Origin of the sequence: Kitasatospora herbaricolor (genome assembly GCF_030813695.1) — a bacterium.
Classification (GTDB): Bacteria; Actinomycetota; Actinomycetes; order Streptomycetales; family Streptomycetaceae; genus Kitasatospora; species Kitasatospora herbaricolor.
In genome coordinates this window covers 3669592-3687363 of sequence record NZ_JAUSVA010000002.1, presented here as the reverse complement: position 1 = coordinate 3687363, position 17772 = coordinate 3669592, and the positions used below count along the sequence as shown (strand labels likewise).

The 17772-nt window shown below is 75.1% G+C and carries 15 protein-coding genes; 7 read left to right on the top strand and 8 right to left on the bottom strand.

The window, feature by feature from the left end; all coding sequences use genetic code 11:
• Window positions 1-21: 21 nt before the first annotated feature.
• The 4 genes from J2S46_RS16400 to J2S46_RS16385 all read left to right on the top strand — a co-directional run bounded on the left by J2S46_RS16400 (window position 22) and on the right by J2S46_RS16385 (window position 2927).
• Complete coding sequence (locus tag J2S46_RS16400; protein ID WP_229912651.1) at window positions 22-633, top strand: TetR/AcrR family transcriptional regulator; 612 nt, start codon at window positions 22-24, stop codon at window positions 631-633.
• Window positions 634-687: 54 nt separating this feature from the next.
• Window positions 688-1431 (top strand): ABC transporter ATP-binding protein, encoded by a 744-nt coding sequence (locus J2S46_RS16395; RefSeq protein ID WP_229912652.1) that lies wholly within the window; start codon window positions 688-690, stop codon window positions 1429-1431.
• Window positions 1428-2165 carry an ABC transporter permease gene (locus J2S46_RS16390; RefSeq protein WP_191289742.1) on the top strand — a complete coding sequence of 246 codons (738 nt, stop codon included), beginning with the start codon at window positions 1428-1430 and terminating at the stop codon, window positions 2163-2165. Before J2S46_RS16395 ends, J2S46_RS16390 begins: the two co-directional genes overlap by 4 nt.
• Window positions 2166-2246: 81 nt before the next feature.
• Entirely contained in the window at window positions 2247-2927 is a 681-nt protein-coding gene (locus J2S46_RS16385; RefSeq protein WP_191289743.1) for a PH domain-containing protein, read from the top strand.
• An 84-nt stretch (window positions 2928-3011) separates the two neighbouring features.
• Here the strand turns inward: J2S46_RS16385 and J2S46_RS16380 are convergent, their stop codons facing one another.
• From J2S46_RS16380 to J2S46_RS16355, 6 genes are all read right to left on the bottom strand, one after another.
• A complete protein-coding gene (locus tag J2S46_RS16380) occupies window positions 3012-4712 on the bottom strand; it encodes a phospho-sugar mutase (RefSeq protein WP_191289744.1) in 1701 nt (566 codons plus the stop codon).
• A 218-nt stretch (window positions 4713-4930) separates the two neighbouring features.
• Window positions 4931-5764 carry a purine-nucleoside phosphorylase gene (locus J2S46_RS16375; RefSeq protein WP_191289745.1) on the bottom strand — a complete coding sequence of 278 codons (834 nt, stop codon included), beginning with the start codon at window positions 5762-5764 and terminating at the stop codon, window positions 4931-4933.
• Window positions 5765-6013: 249 nt separating this feature from the next.
• Window positions 6014-7099 carry an NlpC/P60 family protein gene (locus J2S46_RS16370; protein ID WP_191289746.1) on the bottom strand — a complete coding sequence of 362 codons (1086 nt, stop codon included), beginning with the start codon at window positions 7097-7099 and terminating at the stop codon, window positions 6014-6016.
• Window positions 7100-7215: 116 nt separating this feature from the next.
• Window positions 7216-7698, bottom strand: coding sequence for a poly-gamma-glutamate biosynthesis protein PgsC/CapC (locus J2S46_RS16365; protein ID WP_191289747.1), 483 nt, complete (start codon window positions 7696-7698; stop codon window positions 7216-7218).
• A complete protein-coding gene (pgsB, locus tag J2S46_RS16360) occupies window positions 7695-9272 on the bottom strand; it encodes a poly-gamma-glutamate synthase PgsB (protein ID WP_229912653.1) in 1578 nt (525 codons plus the stop codon). Before pgsB ends, J2S46_RS16365 begins: the two co-directional genes overlap by 4 nt.
• A 110-nt stretch (window positions 9273-9382) precedes the next feature.
• A complete protein-coding gene (locus tag J2S46_RS16355; protein ID WP_307350346.1) occupies window positions 9383-11629 on the bottom strand; it encodes a HAMP domain-containing protein in 2247 nt (748 codons plus the stop codon).
• 302 nt (window positions 11630-11931) lie between these two features.
• On the opposite strand from J2S46_RS16355, the gene J2S46_RS16350 reads away from it, so the two are divergent.
• A complete protein-coding gene (locus J2S46_RS16350) occupies window positions 11932-12915 on the top strand; it encodes a hypothetical protein (protein ID WP_191289749.1) in 984 nt (327 codons plus the stop codon).
• 35 nt (window positions 12916-12950) lie between these two features.
• On the opposite strand, the gene J2S46_RS16345 is transcribed toward J2S46_RS16350, so the two are convergent.
• Complete coding sequence (locus tag J2S46_RS16345) at window positions 12951-13388, bottom strand: gamma-glutamylcyclotransferase family protein (RefSeq protein ID WP_073924190.1); 438 nt, start codon at window positions 13386-13388, stop codon at window positions 12951-12953.
• Between J2S46_RS16345 and J2S46_RS16340 the strand changes: the two genes are divergently transcribed.
• A complete protein-coding gene (locus J2S46_RS16340) occupies window positions 13387-14988 on the top strand; it encodes an NAD(P)H-quinone dehydrogenase (protein WP_268255684.1) in 1602 nt (533 codons plus the stop codon). The two genes, J2S46_RS16345 and J2S46_RS16340, sit on opposite strands and share 2 nt — an antisense overlap.
• A 234-nt stretch (window positions 14989-15222) precedes the next feature.
• Window positions 15223-16146 carry a DeoR/GlpR family DNA-binding transcription regulator gene (locus J2S46_RS16335; protein ID WP_229912665.1) on the top strand — a complete coding sequence of 308 codons (924 nt, stop codon included), beginning with the start codon at window positions 15223-15225 and terminating at the stop codon, window positions 16144-16146.
• 75 nt (window positions 16147-16221) lie between these two features.
• Here J2S46_RS16335 and J2S46_RS16330 read toward each other — a convergent pair whose 3' ends face one another.
• Entirely contained in the window at window positions 16222-17583 is a 1362-nt protein-coding gene (locus J2S46_RS16330; protein ID WP_191289752.1) for an esterase-like activity of phytase family protein, read from the bottom strand.
• Window positions 17584-17772 lie beyond the last annotated feature (189 nt).

The following is a 17772-nucleotide window of genomic DNA, read 5'->3' as shown; positions in this document are numbered from 1 at the left end:
TCCGGTGCGGACAATGGTCCGGTGACGACCGCAGAGCAGCCCCCCGCCCCCCGCAAGAAGACCGGCCGGCGCCCCGGCGGCGCCGACACCCGCCGGACGGTGCTGGAGGCGGCCCGCGCGGAGTTCGCGGCGCGGGGCTACGAGAAGGCCAGCATGCGGGCGATCGGCCGGGCGGCCGGGGTGGACGCGGCCCTGCTGCACCACTACTTCGGGAGCAAGGACCGCCTGTTCATGGCCGCGCTGGAGTTCCCGGTGCAGCCGAAGGCGGCGGTGGCCCAGCTGCTGGACGGCGACCGGGCGGTGCTGGGCGAGCGGGTGGCGGAGTTCGTGCTGACGCTCTGGGAGCAACCCGGGGTGCTGGACCGGCTGATGGCGCTGGTCCGGGCGGCGGCCACCACAGAGCAGGTGGCGCGGTTGATGCGGGAGTTCGTCCAGGAGGAGCTGGTGGCCCGGATCGCGGCCGAGTTGCAGGTCGAACAGCCGGAGCTGCGGGCCGAGTTGATGTTCTCGCAGATCGTCGGGTTGGCGATGGCCCGGTATGTGATCGGGGTCGAGCCGCTGGCCTCGGCGACCCGTGCGGAGCTGGTGCCGCTGCTGGCGCCGACCTTCCAGGGGTATCTCGGCGGCGCCTGAGCCGGCCGCGTCCGACGGCTTGACGCCATGGGTCCGCGGCGAGAAACTCATCACATGATGAATTCACTCGCGGGCGAACCTCCCGCGATCCGGGTCACGGCGCTGAACGTGCTGCGCGGCGGCCGGAGCGTCCTGCACGACCTGGCCCTCGACGTCCCCCGGGGCTCGATCACCGGCCTGCTCGGCCCCAGCGGCTGCGGCAAGACGACCCTGCTCCGCTCGATCGTCGGCGTCCAGAAGACCGCCTCCGGCCGGGTGGAGGTGCTCGGCGAACCCGCCGGCGGCGCCGGCCTGCGCAGCCGGGTCGGTTACGTCACCCAGGCGCCCTCCGTCTACAGCGACCTCAGCGTCCTGGAGAACCTCCGCTACTTCGCCGCCGTCCTCGGCGCCCCCAAGGGCGACCCGGAACGCGTCGTCGCCGCCGTCGGCCTGGCCGGCCACGAGCACGACCTGGCCGCCCGGCTCTCCGGCGGCCAGCGCGCCCGGGTCTCGCTGGCCGCCGCGCTGCTGGGCCGGCCCGAGCTGCTGATCCTGGACGAGCCGACCGTCGGCCTCGACCCGGTGCTCCGCCAGGACCTCTGGCGGCTCTTCCGCGAACTCGCCGACCACGGCAGGACCCTGCTGGTCTCCAGCCACGTCATGGACGAGGCCGCACGCTGCGACCGCCTGCTGCTGATGCGCGAGGGCCGGCTGCTCGCCGACGACACCCCCGCCGAACTGCTGCGCCGCACCGGCGCCGCCGACGTCGACAGCGCCTTCCTCGCCCTGGTGGCGGGCAGAACGGAAGCAGTGGCATGAACCTCACCCGAACCTCCGCCACCGCCCGCCGGGTGCTCGCCCAGCTGCGCCACGACCCGCGCACCATCGCCCTGCTGCTGGTCGTCCCCTGCCTGCTGCTGACCCTGCTGCGGTTCATGTACGACGGCCAGCCGCAGGCCTTCGACCGGGTCGGCGCCGCGCTGCTCGGCATCTTCCCGCTGCTGGTTATGTTCCTGGTCACCTCGGTGGCGATGCTCCGCGAGCGCACCTCCGGCACCCTGGAGCGGCTGCTCACCATGCCGCTCGGCAAGCTCGACCTGCTGCTCGGCTACGCCCTGGCGTTCGGGGTCGTCGCGCTCGTCCAGGCGGCGCTGGCCTCCGCGCTCACCCTCGGCCTGCTCGGGCTGGACGTCGCCGGTCCGACCTGGCTGCTGTTCGCGGTCGCGCTGGGCGACGGGCTGCTCGGGATGGCCCTCGGCCTGCTGGTGTCCGCCTTCGCGGCCACCGAGTTCCAGGCGGTGCAGTTCCTGCCCGCGGTGATCCTGCCGCAGCTGCTGCTCTGCGGGCTGTTCGTGCCGCGCGAGAGCATGGCCCCCGTCCTGCGGTGGCTCTCCGACGTGCTGCCGCTCTCCTACGCGGTGGACGCCATGAGCAGGCTCACCACCACCGGCGGGACGGGCGGCCCGCTGCTGCGGGACCTCGCGGTGATCGCGGGCTCGGCCCTGCTCGCCCTCGCCCTCGGTGCGGCCACCCTGCGCCGCCGGACGGCCTGAACCGGCGCCCGGCGCTGTGACCTCGGTCCGGGCCCCTTCGACCCCTGTGGATCGGGGGGCCCATGGGGCAGAATCGACGCCATGACCGATTCAGACGGCACGCCCCACCAGGGCTCCGCCGCCCCCGAAGGCGAGCCCGTGTACGCCGACCGCGTGTACCGCTCCGTTCCCGGCATCATCTCCGGCGTCATGCTGCTGGCCATCGCCGGCTGGCTGATCGTCGACGCCGTCCTCAACGGCACCGGCAAGACGCCGTGGGTCGCGCTGGCCGCGGTGCCGGTGTTCGCAGCCCCGGTCGTCGCCTACACGCTGCGCCCCGCCGTCCTCGCCGACGACCGGCGGCTGCTGGTCCGCAACCCGCTGCGGACCGTCCGCGCTCCCTGGGCCTCGGTCGAGGGACTGCGCGCCGGGTACTCGGTCGAACTCTTCGCCAGCGGCAAGAAGTACCAGGTGTGGGCCGTGCCGGTGTCGCTCCGCCAGCGCAAGCGGGCGAACCGGCTGGCCGCCCGCAGCGCCGCCTCGGGTGACCCGCACGCCTCCCGGCTGGGGACGCTGGTCCGCCCGAGCACGCCCGTGCTGCCGGGCGCACCCGACCCGAACCGGGCCTACTCCGACCAGGTCGTCGCGGTGCTGCAGGATCTCGCCGAGCGCAACGCCGGCCGGCCGGACGCCGCCGGCGAGGCGACCGCCACCTGGTGCTGGTGGATCATCGCGCCGACCCTGGCCGGGCTGGTCGCCCTGATCGCGGTGATCGCGGCCTGAGCCCGCCCCGCCCGGATGCGAGCGGGCCCGGCCGACAGGACTTCGTCGGCCGGGCCCGCTGCTGTGCCGGGGGCGTTCCGGGGGTCAGGCCTCGATGCCCGCGGCCTCGGCGAGGTCCCGCTTGATGCCGGCCAGCACGCCGGCCGCCGCCTCCCGGGCCGCGCCGAGCGCCTCGGCCGACGCGACCGGCAGGACCACCTCCAGGTAGCACTTGAGCTTGGGCTCGGTGCCGGAGGGACGCACCACGATCCGGGCCGAGCGCACGCCCTCGCCGGCCAGCCGGTAGCGCAGGCCGTCGGTGGGCGGCAGGTCGGCCGAGCCGGCCGTCAGGTCGTCCGCCTGGGTGACCCGCAGCCCGGCCAGCACGGTCGGCGGCCGCTCGCGCAGCCGGCGCATGGCGTCGCCGATCAGCGACAGGTCGCTCACCCGGACGGAGAGCTGGTCGGTGGCGTGCAGCCCGTGCTCGACGGCCAGGTCGTCGAGCAGGTCGGTGAGGGTGCGGCCGTCCCGCTTGAGGCCGGCGGCCAGCTCGGCGACCAGCAGGGCGGCGCTGATGCCGTCCTTGTCCCGGACGCCCTCCGGGTCGACGCAGTAGCCGAGCGCCTCCTCGTAGCCGTAGCGCAGGCCCTCGGCGCGGGAGATCCACTTGAAGCCGGTCAGCGTCTCGGCGTAGCCCAGGCCCGCGGCGGCCGCGATCCGGCCGAGCAGGGTGGAGGAGACGATGGTGGTGGCGAAGGCGCCGACGGCCTTCTTGGCCACCAGGGCCTCGCCGAGCAGCGCGCCCACCTCGTCGCCGCGCAGCATCCGCCAGCCGCCCTCGGCGGCCGGGTCGGGGACGGCCACCGCGCAGCGGTCGGCGTCCGGGTCGTTGGCGATGACGATGTCGGGCCCGGCCGCGGCGGCGGTCCGGAAGGCCAGGTCCATCGCCCCGGGCTCCTCCGGGTTGGGGAAGGCCACGGTCGGGAAGTCGGGGTCGGGCTCGGCCTGCTCGGCGACCACGGTCGGGGCGGGGAAGCCGGCCTTGGCGAAGGCGGCGACCAGCACGTCCCGGCCGACCCCGTGCAGCGGGGTGTAGACGACGTCGAGCTCGCGCGGGCCGCCCGGGTCGAGCACGCCGGCGGCGCGGGCCAGGTACGCCTCGACGACCTCCTCGCCGAGCACCTCCCAGCCCTCCTCGGCGCGCGGGACGTCGGCGAGCGCCAGGACGGCGTCGATCTCGTCGGCGATGCCGGCGTCCGCGGGCGGGACGATCTGCGCGCCGTCGCCCAGGTAGACCTTGTAGCCGTTGTCCTGCGGCGGGTTGTGGCTGGCGGTGACGGTGACGCCGGCGGCGGCGCCCAGGTGCCGGACGGCGAAGGCCAGCACGGGGGTGGGCAGCGCGCGCGGCAGCAGGGCGGCGCGCAGGCCGGCGCCGACCATGACGGCGGCGGTGTCGCGGGCGAAGTCGTACGACTTGTGCCGGGCGTCGTAGCCGATCACCACGAGGTCGCCCAGCTGCTCGCGCCTGACGTATGCGGCCAGGCCGGCGGCGGCGCGGATCACCACCGCGCGGTTCATCCGCATCGGGCCGGCGCCGAGTTCGCCGCGCAGTCCGGCGGTGCCGAACTGGAGCCGGCCGGCGAAGCGCTCGCTCAGCTGGGACCAGGCGATCCGGTTGCCGGACTCGGTCTCGCCCTCCGCCTCGGCCAGCAGGGCCGACAGCTCCTCGCGGGTCTGCGGGTCGGGGTCCTCGGCCAGCCAGGCCCGGGCCCGGGCGAGGAGGTCGGTGGTGGGTGCCTGGGTCATCGCTTCCAGCTCCAACGGGGAAGTCGTGCGGATGTCGGCAGGGTCGCCGGGGGACGCCGGGGGACGGCGTCCGGGGGCGGTCGGGGCCCGTGGCCGGCGAAGGCGCGCGGGCGGAGGGGGCGGGCGGCGGTGGGCGGGCAGCGGGGCAGGTGGACCGACGGGGTCCGCGGGAGGTGTCCCGCGGACCCCGTCAGTGATGATTCTGCGCCGCGGGCGGCTCAGATCCGCTCAAGGACCTTCGCCAGCAGCGCGCCCATGCGCTCGGCGGAGGCCTTGCCGGCCTCCAGCACCTCGGCGTGGTTGAGCGGCTCGCCGGTGATGCCGGCCGCCAGGTTGGTCACCAGGGAGATGCCGAGCACCTCGGCGCCGGCCTCGCGGGCGGCGATGGCCTCCAGCGTGGTGGACATGCCGACCAGCTCGCCGCCGATCACCCGGGCCATGTGCACCTCGGCCGGGGTCTCGTAGTGCGGGCCGCGGAACTGGACGTAGACGGCCTCGTCGAGGGACGGGTCCACCTCGCGGCACAGCTCGCGCAGCCGCTTGGAGTAGAGGTCCGTCAGGTCGACGAAGTTGGCGCCGACGATCGGGGAGTCCGCGGTGAGGTTGATGTGGTCGCTGATCAGGACCGGCTGGCCGGGGACCCAGCCCTGGCGCAGGCCGCCGCAGCCGTTGGTCAGCACGATGGTGCCGCAGCCGGCGGCGGCGGCGGTGCGCACGCCGTGCACCACGGTGGCCACGCCGTGGCCCTCGTAGTAGTGGTTGCGGCCGAGGAAGATCAAGGCGCGCCGGTCGCCGTCCGGGCCGGGGATCCGCACGGAGCGGATCTTGCCGGAGTGGCCGGCCACGGCCGGGGCGGGGAAGCCGGGGAGCTCGGTGGCCGCGAACTCGGCCACCGTCTCTCCGAGGGCGTCGGCGGCGGGCACCCAGCCGGAGCCCATCACCAGGGCGACGTCGTGGCGCTCGGCACCGGTCAGCTCGCGCAGGCGCTCGGCGGCGGCCTGGGCGGCGGCATAGGGGTCGGCGGAGACGACCGACTGAGGAGATACGTTCACGGGTCCGAGGATAGACGGGAATCGACTACGCGCGTAGAAAACCCTCTCAGGCCATGCCGGATTGTTACCCGGATGACCCAAAACCACAGGTCGAGGCCGGATCTGACCGTGCCCTTCCGGCGATATCCACAAACGCGGCCGCCCGGGCGGGCTCCGGCGAGCCCGTTCCGTCCGGCCCGGGTCGAGTTCCGGCCGGCGACCCCCCTCCGGTCCGGACGGTCCGGCCCCGGCCCGGTCCCGTCCGGACGGTCAGAGGCGCTTGGCGCTGCGCAAGCCCTTGGCGTACATCCCGTTGTCGTCCAGGCGGGCCGTGCCGCCCTTGTCGCCGAAGGTCGGGCCGTCGGCCTCCTCCCGGCTGGAGATGTAGCGCGGGTGCCCGTCGGTGTCGATGCCGAGGAAGATCCCGGTGTGGTCCAGCCTGGCGCCGGTCCGGCTGTCAATCTCGAAGAAGACCAGATCACCGGGCTGCAGGGCGTCGATCGACAGCGGCCGCACCGTCACGTCCGAGCCTGGCAGGGTGGTCAGCGGCAGGACGGGCACGCCGGGCGAGAACCGGGCCAGGCCGTTGGCACTGCGGGCCAGGCCGGCGCCGGCCACGTCCTTGCTCAACAGCGGGAAGCCGGACCGGTAGCCGTACACCATCCGGACGAAGCCGGAGCAGTCGAAGGCGCCGTAGCGGGTCTTGTCCGGTCGCTTGGTGACCTTGTCGGCGAAGCTGTACGGGATCCCCAGGTAGTCGAAGAAGTCGGTCTGCTCCAGCCGGAGGTCCTGGCCGGTGGAGCCGTCCGGGTTGATCGGGCCGAACGAGGCGTCGCCCCGGTAGCGGACGCCCTTGCCGTCCTTCTCGGGCGCCGCGCCGGCCATGTACTGGGTGGCGATGGCCAGGACGTCGTCGGCCGTGCTGCCCAGCGACTGCTGGAACCACGTCCGGAACCAGGCCTCGCCCTCCGCGCCGACCCGCCACGGCTGGGGCATCAGCCGCACCCAGGAGTCCCCGGTGACGGTCGCGGAGGTGGTGCCCGGCTCGGCGAATACCCGGCCGGGGCCGGTCAGCACGGCCGTCCTCGCCTTGTCGGTGAGGGTGGCCAGCACCGCGCCGCCGGCGTCCCGGACGACCGTCCGGTCCGGGGCGGCCAGCCGCTCGTAGCGGTAGTCCCCGGCTTTCGGTGCGGCTCCCGCGGCCTGGTGGGACGCGCGCGCGGCCGCGACCAGCGGGGCCGCCGCGGTCGCGGGCCGCTCCGCGCGCCGCCGGAGCTCCATGGTCGTGTAACCGCTGGTGGCGAGCAAGGTCAGAGCGAGCGCGCCGCTGAACAGGGACTTGCGGGAGACGCTCATTGCGGGGTCCTCGGGAGGTGACGGGGGCCGTGCCGGCCGGGAGCGGGCTCTGCGGTGGGAGTGGGGTGGTGCGGGGCCGCCTCGGTGCGGGTCCGGGGGCCGGGTCGGGGGCGGGCTCAGCTGCCGGGCAGGGCGCCGAGCAGCAGGCCGGCGGTGAGCACCACGTAGTTCGCCAGCGTCACCGTGCTGGTGGCCATCAGCGTCGCCGCCCGCGGCTGGCGGACCAGCTGGTAGGCGATCAGGCCGGGCACGATGAAGCCCAGCGTCTGGTTGGCGTACAGCGTCGGCAGCTCGCGCTGCAGCACCAGCATCACGGTTGCCTGGAGCACGACCCCGGTGAGCACCACGGCGGCGAACAGCCGCTTGCCGTAGAGGATCACCAGCTTCTGGACCACCCTGGTCGCCAGGTAGGTGAGCAGCGTGACGCCGATGACGATCCCGACCCGCTGGAGGTCCTCGACCAGGGTCAGCGCCAGCCAGCCCGGGGTGATCATGCCGCCGGGGGAGAGGTTGGTGGTCAGGTAGCAGACGAGGGAGAAGACCAGGCCGAGCGCGATGCCGATGGCGGCGATCTCGGGGGTGAGCTCGGTGGGAATCACTGCTGGTCTCCGTACTGGTTCTGGAACTGGCCGGGCGTGGGGGGCCACGGCTGCCGGTGCTGGTCCGGCGGCCGGTACTGCTCCGGGACCGGGGTGGGCGAGGGCTCCCGGTACGGCGGGGGCTCGCCGTACGACGGGTCGGACGGGCGCTGCCCCGGGTGCGGGGGCCCGTACGACGCAGGGGGCCCGTACGAGGCCTGGTGCCCGTACGGGGCCGGGTAGGCCTGCGGTGCCGGGGCGGGGTACTGCCACGGGAGGGGGCGGCCCGGCTCCGGACGGGGTTCCGGCGCCGCGTACGTATCCGGGTAGGGCTCCGGCTCCGCGTGCGCGGGGCGGGCTGCGGCTCCGGCCGGTCCTGCGGCCCCGTCCTCACTCCCGCCCCGGTCCTCCTCCTCGTCGGGGACGAGGTGGGTGAGCTCCTCCAGGAAGAGCTCACCCTGGCCGTGGATGTTGCCGACCGCGACCAGCGAGGTGTCGGGGCCGAGGGCCGCCAGCAGTTCGGCGGTGAGGGCGGCGGGGTCGCGCCGGTCGCCGCCGAGGTCCACCACCCGGCCCTGCCACGCGGCCGGGATGCCGTCCCGGGCGCTCCTGGTCGGGTGACCGATCAGGAAGACGGTGTCCGGGTCCAGGTCGGGCACGATGCCGCCCATCTGGCCGTTGCGCTCGACCCGGTCCGGACGGCAGTTGATCACCACGTTCAGCGGCCGCCGGATCGCCCCGAGGTCCAGCAACTGCTGCACGTTCATCAGCGTCGACTCGGGGTCGTTGGCCGCGAACACGTTGGCGAAGCGCAGCCGCTTGCCGTCCTCGGTGCGGTAGCGGTCGACCGACAGCACGCCCGGGTCCGGCGGGGCCTCCCGCATGCCGCGCAGCGCGGTCCGGCGTTCCACGCCGAGCAGTTCGGCGACGGCCAGCGCGATCGCCACGTTCTCCTTGAAGGTGAACCAGCTGAAGCCGCGCAGTTCCTCGTCGCTCACCGTCTCCGGGTCGACCACGATCAGCTCGCAGTTCCGCCTGGCGGCCTCCTCGCGCAGGATGTCCACCCGGTCCCGTTCGGCCGTCACGCAGACACCGCCGACCGGCATCGAGCGGGAGAGCGAGCGGGCGACGTCGTCCAGGGTCGGGCCCATCTCGGCGAGGTGGTCCTCGCGGACGTTGCAGAGCACGCCGATGGTGGAGCGGATCAGTTTGGTCTGGTTGACCTCCTGGAGGGCCGGCATCACCGCCATGCACTCGATCACCAGGGCGTCGGGCCGGTAGGTGGCGGCCCGGCGGACGATGCCGATCTGCTCCACCACGTTGGCGATGCCGAACTTCCGGTGGACCGGCTCCTCGGTCGCGTCCGGGTGGATGAAGCGGGCCGCCGTTCCGGTGGTCTTGGCCACCGTCACCAGGTCGCCGCCGCGCAGCGCGCCGGCGCACAGCCGGGTGATCGAGCTCTTCCCCCGGATGCCGTTGACCAGCACCCGGACCGGGATCTGCTCCAGCGCCGCGAAGTGCCGGCGCTGTTCGACGATGCCCGCCACCAGCAGGACGGCGCAGCACACCACCAGCACGATGTAGAGGAAGAGCACGGGGGGTTCCTTCGGCCGGCCCGTTCGGGCGGCGGCACGGGGGTCTCGGGTCGTACGGCGGGCGTACGGCGGTCGGGCTTACGACGGTGGGCCGGCAGGCGGGTGCCGCCCTAGCGCTGTCCGGCCGGGGCCGGTCGGTCCGTCGGCTGCCCGGGTGGGCGGGCTGCCCTTCGGCCGGTGGGTGGCCGGCCGAGCAGTTCCAGCTCCTGGCGGAGCAGCTCAAGGCTCCGGGCGATCGCTCCCACCTCGTCGTGGTGCGCGGGGTACAGCACCGTCCGGCGGTCGCCCGCGGCCAGGTTCTCGGCGCTCGCGGCCAGCCGGCGCAGCGGGATGCCGACCGCGACGAACAGCCAGCCGAGGCAGAGCGCGGCCGCGGCCAGGCCGAGCATCCCGGCCAGCAGGGCCCGCCGGTCGGCCTTGTTCTGGTCCAGGTGGAGCCAGGCCACGGGCTGGGCGCTCACCACGGACCAGCCGAGCCCGGCCACCGTGCCGTTGCCGCCGAGCGGTGCCGCCGCCAGTACGGCCGGGGACCCGTCGTGGCGGACCACGTCGGCGGCGGCGCCCTTGCCGGCGGAGGTGAGCACCGCTTCGGCGCGGGATTCGGGCAGGTCGCCGAAGGAGCTGAAGGCCTCGTTGGCGGAGAGCACCTTGTGCCGGTCGTCGAGCAGCCAGACCCGGCCCAGGCCGGGGCGGCTCAGCAGGCCGTCGAGGAACTCGCGCTTGAACTCCCCGACCACGACGGCGGTCGGCGGGGCAGCGGGGGGCGCCGCCCCGCCGGCCGGTTCGGCGCTCCCGCCCGGGACCTGCGGGCCGAGCCCGACCCGGGCGGCGACCTGCGGTTCCTTGCCGCTCTTGTTGAGGAGCAGGACGCCGTCCGGCCCGACCGCCCCGGCGCCCGCGTGCCGCGGTGCCTCGCCGGCCCGGGCCACCACCGCGCCGGCGGGGCTGAGGACGTACAGCGACCGGTAGCGGCCGTGCTCCGCGAGCGTGCCGCGCAGCACCGCCTCGATCGGCTTGGCCTCGGTGCCGTCGCCGAGCGCCGGGGCGATCGATCTGAGGTCGGCGTAGCCCTCGTTGAGCGCCTGCCGGATCCGGTCCGCGGCGGTGTCGGTGCGGTCCCGCTGGGCGGAGACCACCTGGCCGGGGACCCGGATCGCGCCCTTGTCGCCACTCAGCAGCAGCAGCGGAGCGGACCAGCTCAGGACGACCACCGCGCCGAGCGCGAGTGGCAGGGCGATGCCGGGTGCGAACCGGCCTCGACGGCCCGCGCCGGACCCCGGGGCGGTGGCCGGCGGACGGGAGGGGTCGAGCAGCTGGCGGCGGACCTCCTCCAGCGCGCGGGTGATCCGGCCGGCCTCGCCCCGGGCGGGGCCGGCGACCGGCTGGTCGAGCCGCTCGCCCCGGGTCAGCCGGCGGGACTCCAGGAAGAGCCGCAGCAGCGGGCGCTGCAGGGTGAGCACGAGCAGGCCGGCCACCAGCAGGGCGACCAGCAGCAGGGCGCCGGCGGCGGCGGTGCCCAGGAGCGGGTGACGCAGGCTGCCGGCCTGCCGTTCCACGGTGGTGCTGGAGATCAGGGTGAGGCCGAGCGGGGCGGCCAGGTCCTGGGGGTCGGTGCCGGCGACGGCCGAGTAGCCGACGATCCGGCGCGTCCCGTGCTGGTCGGCGGGGCCGACCAGGCTGCCGGAGGCCACCTCCGCGGGGTCGCCCGGCTGCCGCGCCGCGCGGGTGCGGGCGGTGGTGACGATCCGCCTGTCCGGTTCGGTGCCGAGCGGTGGCCCGGCGCTGTCGAGCACCGATCCGGCGCTGTCGAGCACCTGCAGGCTCTGGGACTTGCCGGTGGTGATGCCGGGCAGCCGCAGGCCGCCGGAGGCGACCAGCAGGGCCCGCTGCCCGCCGGGGGTCGCCACCAGGGCGAAGGTCAGCAGCCGCGGGCCGCTCGCGGTGCCGGTGAGCAGGGGGGACGGCGCGGTGTCGCCGAGGGCGCCGAGGTCCAGCAGGCCGGCCAGCGGTACGGTCTCGCCGCGGGCGGCCAGCAGTTTGCCGCTGCCCGGCTGGAGGATCACGGTGCCGCGCCACTTCTGGTAGGCCTGGCCGAGGGCACCGAGCACGGCGGCCGGCTCGGCCGGCGCGGCGTCGAAGCGGGCGGCGGCGCGGCGCAGGTCGGTGGCGTTCTCGTTGACGGCGGCACGCAGCGCGGTGGCCCCGTCCTCGGCCGCGTACTGCTGGGACTCCCGGACGGCCTGCGGGGCGTCGTCCAGCCGCAGCCCGCCGACGGCGATCGCGGTGAGGGCGGAGACGGCCAGCAGGAGCACCAGCAGCAGGGCGATGGGTGGCCGGATCCCGCCGAGCAGGGGCATGTCGGCCCGTCGCCGGTAGCGGTGCTGGCGAGGCGGTGACGCGGCCGTGCTCAAGAAGGGCCTCGATGTCGGTGTGGGCCGGAACGGGACGGACGGGCGAGCGGGGCCCCCGACGCCTCGCACGGGTGAGCGATTGAAGCCTGAACAGCATACGTACCCGAGCCCGCCGATCGGCGGGGTACGGTAACGGAGCGGTATCGATCCGGTCGTTCGCCTGACCGGCTGCCGCCGGCCCCGGGATCCTTATCGGTTTGCGACAGCCCCGGCCGTCACCTCCCGCGCGGGCCGGTAGGTTCTCCGGCATGGACATACGGGTTGCCCGGCGCCGGGCCCTTCCGGTGGTGCTGCTGGCTCTGGCCGTGCTGGCCGTGGTGCTCACGGCGGCGCTCGGCGGCGCCCGTGACGGATCCGGGGCGGACGGTGCGACGGGGCAGGCGGCCCCGGCCGGGCCCGAGCAGGTCGATCTGGCCGCCCGGGTGCACGCCTACACCGCCGGTTTCGGCCCCTCCACGCCCTACACCACGCCCGACGAGGAGCAGCGGCGCGCGGTCGCGGACGGTGTGGCGCAGGCGGTGGAGGGCGGCCCGGCTCAGGCCGGTCCGCGCCTGCGGGCGGCCGGCTACCGGCTGACCGAGTGGGTGGACAGCGCTTCGGGGCGGCGGTTCGCCGAGATCGCGGACGCGTCCGGGGGCAGCGAGGCCGAGCGCGGCTGGGGCCGGGTGTACCTGGACCTGTCGGCGAAGGCGTCCTGGTCGGTCCAGGTGCCCCATCCGGTCTTCGACACCGACACCGAACTCCTGGGCGTGGCTGCCTTCCGGGCGGCGCCGGGCGGGGTGATGGTGCTGGCGGGGGCGCACCGCAAGGCCGGGGCGGGCGGTTCCTCCGACCCGGCCCACCGGACGGACACGGTGTTCGACGCGGTGATCGGGGCGCTGGCGGCCCGCGGGCTGCCGGGCATCCAGGTGCACGGGTTCGACGAGGGCAGCCTGCCCGGACGGGACGCTGTGGTCTCCGGTGGGAGTTCCTCGCCCGGTCCGGCCGCCCAGCTCACCGCCGACGGCCTGGAGGGCGCCGGGTTCGCGGTCTGCCGCGCCTGGCGTGACAGGTGCGGGCACCTGGAGGGCACGACCAACGTGCAGGGCAGGTTCGCCGCCGGCCTCGGCGTGCCCTGGCTGCACGTGGAACTGGGCAACGGCCTGCGGACCGACCCGGCGCGGCGCGCCGAGGTGGCGGCCGCACTGGGCGTGACCGCCCGTTCCTGGAGCGCGGCCCGCCGCTCGCCCTGAGGGGCCCGGCCCGGCCGGTGCCCCGGCGGGTGCCGTCAGCAGGGCCGGCGGCGCAGGTCCAGCACGTAGTCGTGGGGGGCGCCGGCGCTCTCGGCCGCGTCCGCGATCAGCCCGAGGTAGCGGGCTGCGGGCAGTCCGCCCTCGTAGTCGTTCAGGACGTACGTCCAGACCTGGATGTCGCCGTCCAGGGTGTGCGCCCGCAGCTTCATCTTGCGGTAGATGCCGAGTTGCACGCCCTCCCAGCGGTCCAGCCCCTCCTCGTCCATCGGCGCGACGTCGTAGAGCGAGACGAAGACCTGCTCCTTCTCGTCCTCCACCACCGTGGCCAGCGAGCCCTCCCAGCCGAGCTGCTCGCCGCCGAAGGTCAGCCGCCAGCCGTCCAGCCAGCCCGTCCCGCGCAGTGGGGAGTGCGGGGCACGGCGGGTCATCTGCCGGGCATCGAGATTGGTGGCATACGCGGCGTAGAGGGGCATGGGCGTCAGCCTACGGGAGTTGAACGCGGGAACCGGCCGGGGGGAGCTTCCACGGGTGTGCCGGGCCGCCGCCGGGCCGTTCGTCGCCCACTGTTCGCGGGGCAGCCGTGACCCCGGCGTGGCGGCGGGGTCGGCGTGCGGGACAATGGTGCACGTGACTCGGATCGTGATCATCGGTGGCGGACCTGGCGGATACGAGGCAGCCCTGGTGGCGGCCCAGCTCGGCGCGGAGGTGACCGTCGTCGACCGCGACGGCCTCGGCGGATCGGCGGTGCTCACGGACTGCGTGCCGTCGAAGACGCTGATCGCGACCGCGGAGGTGATGACCACCTTCGACAGCTCGTACGAGGAACTCGGCATCATCGTCGCGGACGACACTCCCCCGATCGAGGGCTCGGCCCGGGTCGTCGGCGTGGACCTCGGCAAGGTCAACCGACGCGTCAAGCGCCTGGCGATCGCCCAGTCGCACGACATCACCCAGTCCGTGACCCGGGCCGGCGTGACCGTGCTGCGCGGCAAGGGCCGGCTCGGGGGCGGCGGGCAGGCCGCGGACGGCTCCCGCGAGGTGCTGGTGGACGGCCCCGACGGCGGCGTCCAGACGCTGCGCGCCGACGCGGTGCTGATCGCCACCGGCGCCCACCCGCGCGAGCTGCCCGACGCGCAGCCCGACGGCGAGCGGATCCTGTCCTGGACCCAGGTCTACGACCTGGAGGAGCTGCCGCGCGAGCTGATCGTGGTCGGCTCCGGCGTCACCGGCGCCGAGTTCGCCGGCGCGTACCAGGCGCTCGGCTCCAAGGTCACGCTGGTCTCCAGCCGCGACCGGGTGCTGCCGGGCGAGGACCCGGACGCGGCCGAGGTGCTGGAGGAGGTCTTCCGCCGCCGCGGCATGAACGTGATGAGCCGCTCGCGGGCGGAGGGCGCCAAGCGGGTCGGCGACCACGTGGAGGTCTCCCTCGCCGACGGCCAGGTGATCCGGGGCACGCACTGCCTGATGGCGGTCGGCTCGATCCCCAACACCGCGGAGATGGGTCTGGAGGAGGCCGGGGTCAAGCTCAACGACTGGGGCCAGATCCAGGTCGACCGGGTCTCCCGGACCAGCGCCCCGGGCGTCTACGCGGCCGGCGACTGCACCGGCGTCTTCATGCTGGCCTCGGTGGCCGCGATGCAGGGCCGGATCGCGATGTACCACGCGCTGGGCGACGCGGTGCAGCCGCTGAACCTCAAGACGGTGGCCTCCAACGTCTTCACCGACCCGGAGATCGCCACGGTCGGCTACACCGCGGCCGACGTCTCCTGCGGGAAGATGGACGCGGTCGAGGTGAAGCTCCCGCTGCGCGGCAACCCGCGGGCCAAGATGCAGGGCATCCGGGACGGCTTCGTGAAGCTGTTCTGCCGCCCGGGCACCGGCATCGTGGTCGGCGGCGTCGTGGTGGCACCGCGCGCGAGCGAGCTGATCCACCCGATTTCGCTCGCCGTGGACGCCAATTTGACGGTCGAACAGGTGGCCAGCGCGTTCACCGTCTACCCCTCGGTGTCCGGTTCCACCGCCGAGGCCGCCCGGCAGTTGCACATCCGCAAGCGCGCCGAGGGCGAATCCTGAGCGGGGAATGAGCAGTTGGGGCGGCCGTCGCGACGCGGCCGCCCGTTGCGCGCGCCGGCGCATCACCCGTACGGCGGGCGTGCTCCCCGGGGTCTGACGGCGCGTAGTGTACGGTCACGCGCCGCTCTTGTGTGAGCAATTCCCGTTACCAGGAGCAAACGCCTGAAAGCAGACGGTCATTCAGTTACCGTCGGTTCTGTGTTTGCAGCAGAACGTCGCCAGTTGATCCTCGAAATGGTGCGCGCCAACGGAGCAGTGTCGCTCCGTGAACTGGCCCGCGTCGTCCAGACCTCCGAAGTGACCGTCCGCAGGGACGTACGGGCACTGGAGGCAGAAGGGCTCCTCGACCGCCGTCACGGCGGCGCGGTGCTCCCCGGCGGCTTCAGCCGCGAACCCGGATATCCGCAGAAGACCCATCTCGCCGCCGCCGAGAAGAGCGCCATCGCCGATCTCGCGGCCGGCCTGGTGGCCGAGGGCGACGCCGTCGTGGTGGGCGCCGGCACCACCACCCAGGAGCTGGCCCGCCGGCTCGCCCGGGTGCCGGGGCTGACGGTGGTGACCAACTCCCTGCTGGTCGCCCAGGCCCTGGCGCACGCCAACCGGGTGGAGGTGGTGATGACCGGGGGCACCCTCCGGGGGTCCAACTACGCCCTGGTCGGCAGCGGCGCCGAGCAGTCGCTGCACGGGCTGCGGGTCTCCAAGGCCTTCATCTCCGGCAGTGGGCTGACCGCCGAGCGCGGGCTGTCGACCACGAACATGCTCTCCGCGAGCGTGGACCGGGCTCTGGTGCAGTCGGCCGCCGAGGTCATCGTCCTCGCCGACCACACCAAGCTCGGCGCGGACACCATGTTCCAGACCGTCCCGACCGACGCCATCACCCGCCTGGTGACGGACGAGCACGCCACCGCGGACGACGCCACCGCCCGAGAGCTGGACGCGCTGGCCGACTGCGGCGTGCAGATCGACGTCGCCCCGCTCGGGCTGCCGGTCGACCAGCCGGTGCACGGCACCGGCCCGGTGCAGCACCAGGCCCCGCTCGGTGTCGGCCCGCGCCGGGCCGGCCCGCCGCCGCCCGGCGCCGCGCCGTTGCCCGGCCAGCGCCGCCCCGGCGCGCACAGCGGCATGATCGTCCGTCCGCTCGCCTCCGGGCGCCCCTGACCCGGCGTCGGGGCGGGCCCGACCGGCCGCAGCCGCGACGCCGGCCCGTGGTTCCCGGGCGCTGCCGCCGGTGCGTCAGTCCCCGCGCGGGAAGGGGAAGGTGCGGCCGTACGAGCCCCAGAGCCGTATGTCCCGTCCGTCCGTCCGGCCGTCGCCGTTCAGGTCGCCGGCCCGGCCGGACCGGAGCAGCCGCCGCAGGTCCGCCCGGTCGACGGACCCGTCGTGGTCGACGTCCGGGCTGTGCACGGCCAGCAGCCCCGGGCGGACGGCCAGCAGGTGGAAGGCCGTGCCCGGGCTGCCGAGGGCGCCGAAGTTGTCGTCGGTGACCAGTACGAGGGACCGGGAGCCGTCCGCCAGCTGTGGACCCCAGGTGAGGCCCTCGACGTTGTCGGGGGCGGTCCCGGTGGTCGCGAAGTCGAACAGCAGCCGCTTGGCCATCGCCCGCTCGGTGCCGGCCAGCGCGGCCCGGCCGCGCACGTCGGTGGCGCCGACCGTGGTGGTCCACCAGATCCGGATGCCGAAGTCGGTGCCGGACCGGGCGGTCCGCTCGACCACCAGGTAGTCGCTCTCGTTGACCGCCAGGATCTCCGAGGCGCCGCGCTGGGCGCCGGCCGGCACCGGACCGGCGTCGGCCGGCGGCCCGAGCGGGTAGACGAACTCGCCCAGCGTCCGGCCGTCGGCGCGGCCCTGCACCAGCAGGCGGGAGCGACCGCCGGCGCCGGCGGTCGGCGCCGGACCGTCCTGCACCAGCGGACCCTCCGTCAGGGTGACCACCTTGGAGCCGTCCAGGGAGAGCGTCAGCCCCTCGAAGGCCTGGTTGTCGCGGACGCCGGAGACCGGCGTGCCGTCCGCCGCGAGCACCGGCCGGTACGCCGCCGGCAGCGGCAGCTCCCGCCGGTGGCCGCCGTCCGGGGCCGCCTCGCGCACGAACGGTGGCAGGCCGGCCGCGGCGGCGCCCTCGCTGGTCCACAGCAGGCCCTTGCCGCCGGGCGTCCAGCGGATCGCCTCCGGGTCCACCGTCGGCCGGGGGAAGGGCTTGCCGTCGGGGCCGGTCAGCACCGTGCCGCCGGCCGGCTGCGGGGAGCGGACCGCGAAGCCCTTGGCGTCCAGCGGCAGCCGCAGGATGTGGAAGCGGGCCGGGGCCAGCTCGGAGCGGTCGTCGCTGAGGACCACGTAGCGGCCGGAGCGCGGGTCGTAGTCGATGCCGGAGATGCCGCCGAAGGGCACCCCGTCCAGCACGGTGCCCACCGGGACGGTGATGGTGTCCAGCAGCCGGACGTCCGGGCGGTGGCCGCCGTCGGCGCCGCGCGCCGGCCGCTCCGGCGCCGCGGGCGCGGCCGTGGCCGGGCCGCCGCCGAGGCAGAGGGCGGCGAGGACGAGCGTGCCGGCGGCCGCCGTGCGCCGGTGGTACGGACGGGGGCCTTGGGGCTGGGGCATGGACGACTCCGGAGGAGCGGTCCCGGCGCGGGCCGGCCCCTCGGCCGTGGGCACGGGGAGCCGGCCGCCGCGGGGACCGGCGGGTGGGGCGAGCTGGGGCGGGCCCGCGGCGGCGCGCAGCCGCCCGGACGCGGAACGCCCGGCGGCGGGGTGGCCGTCCGCCGGGCGATGACGGGTGCGCCGCCGAGC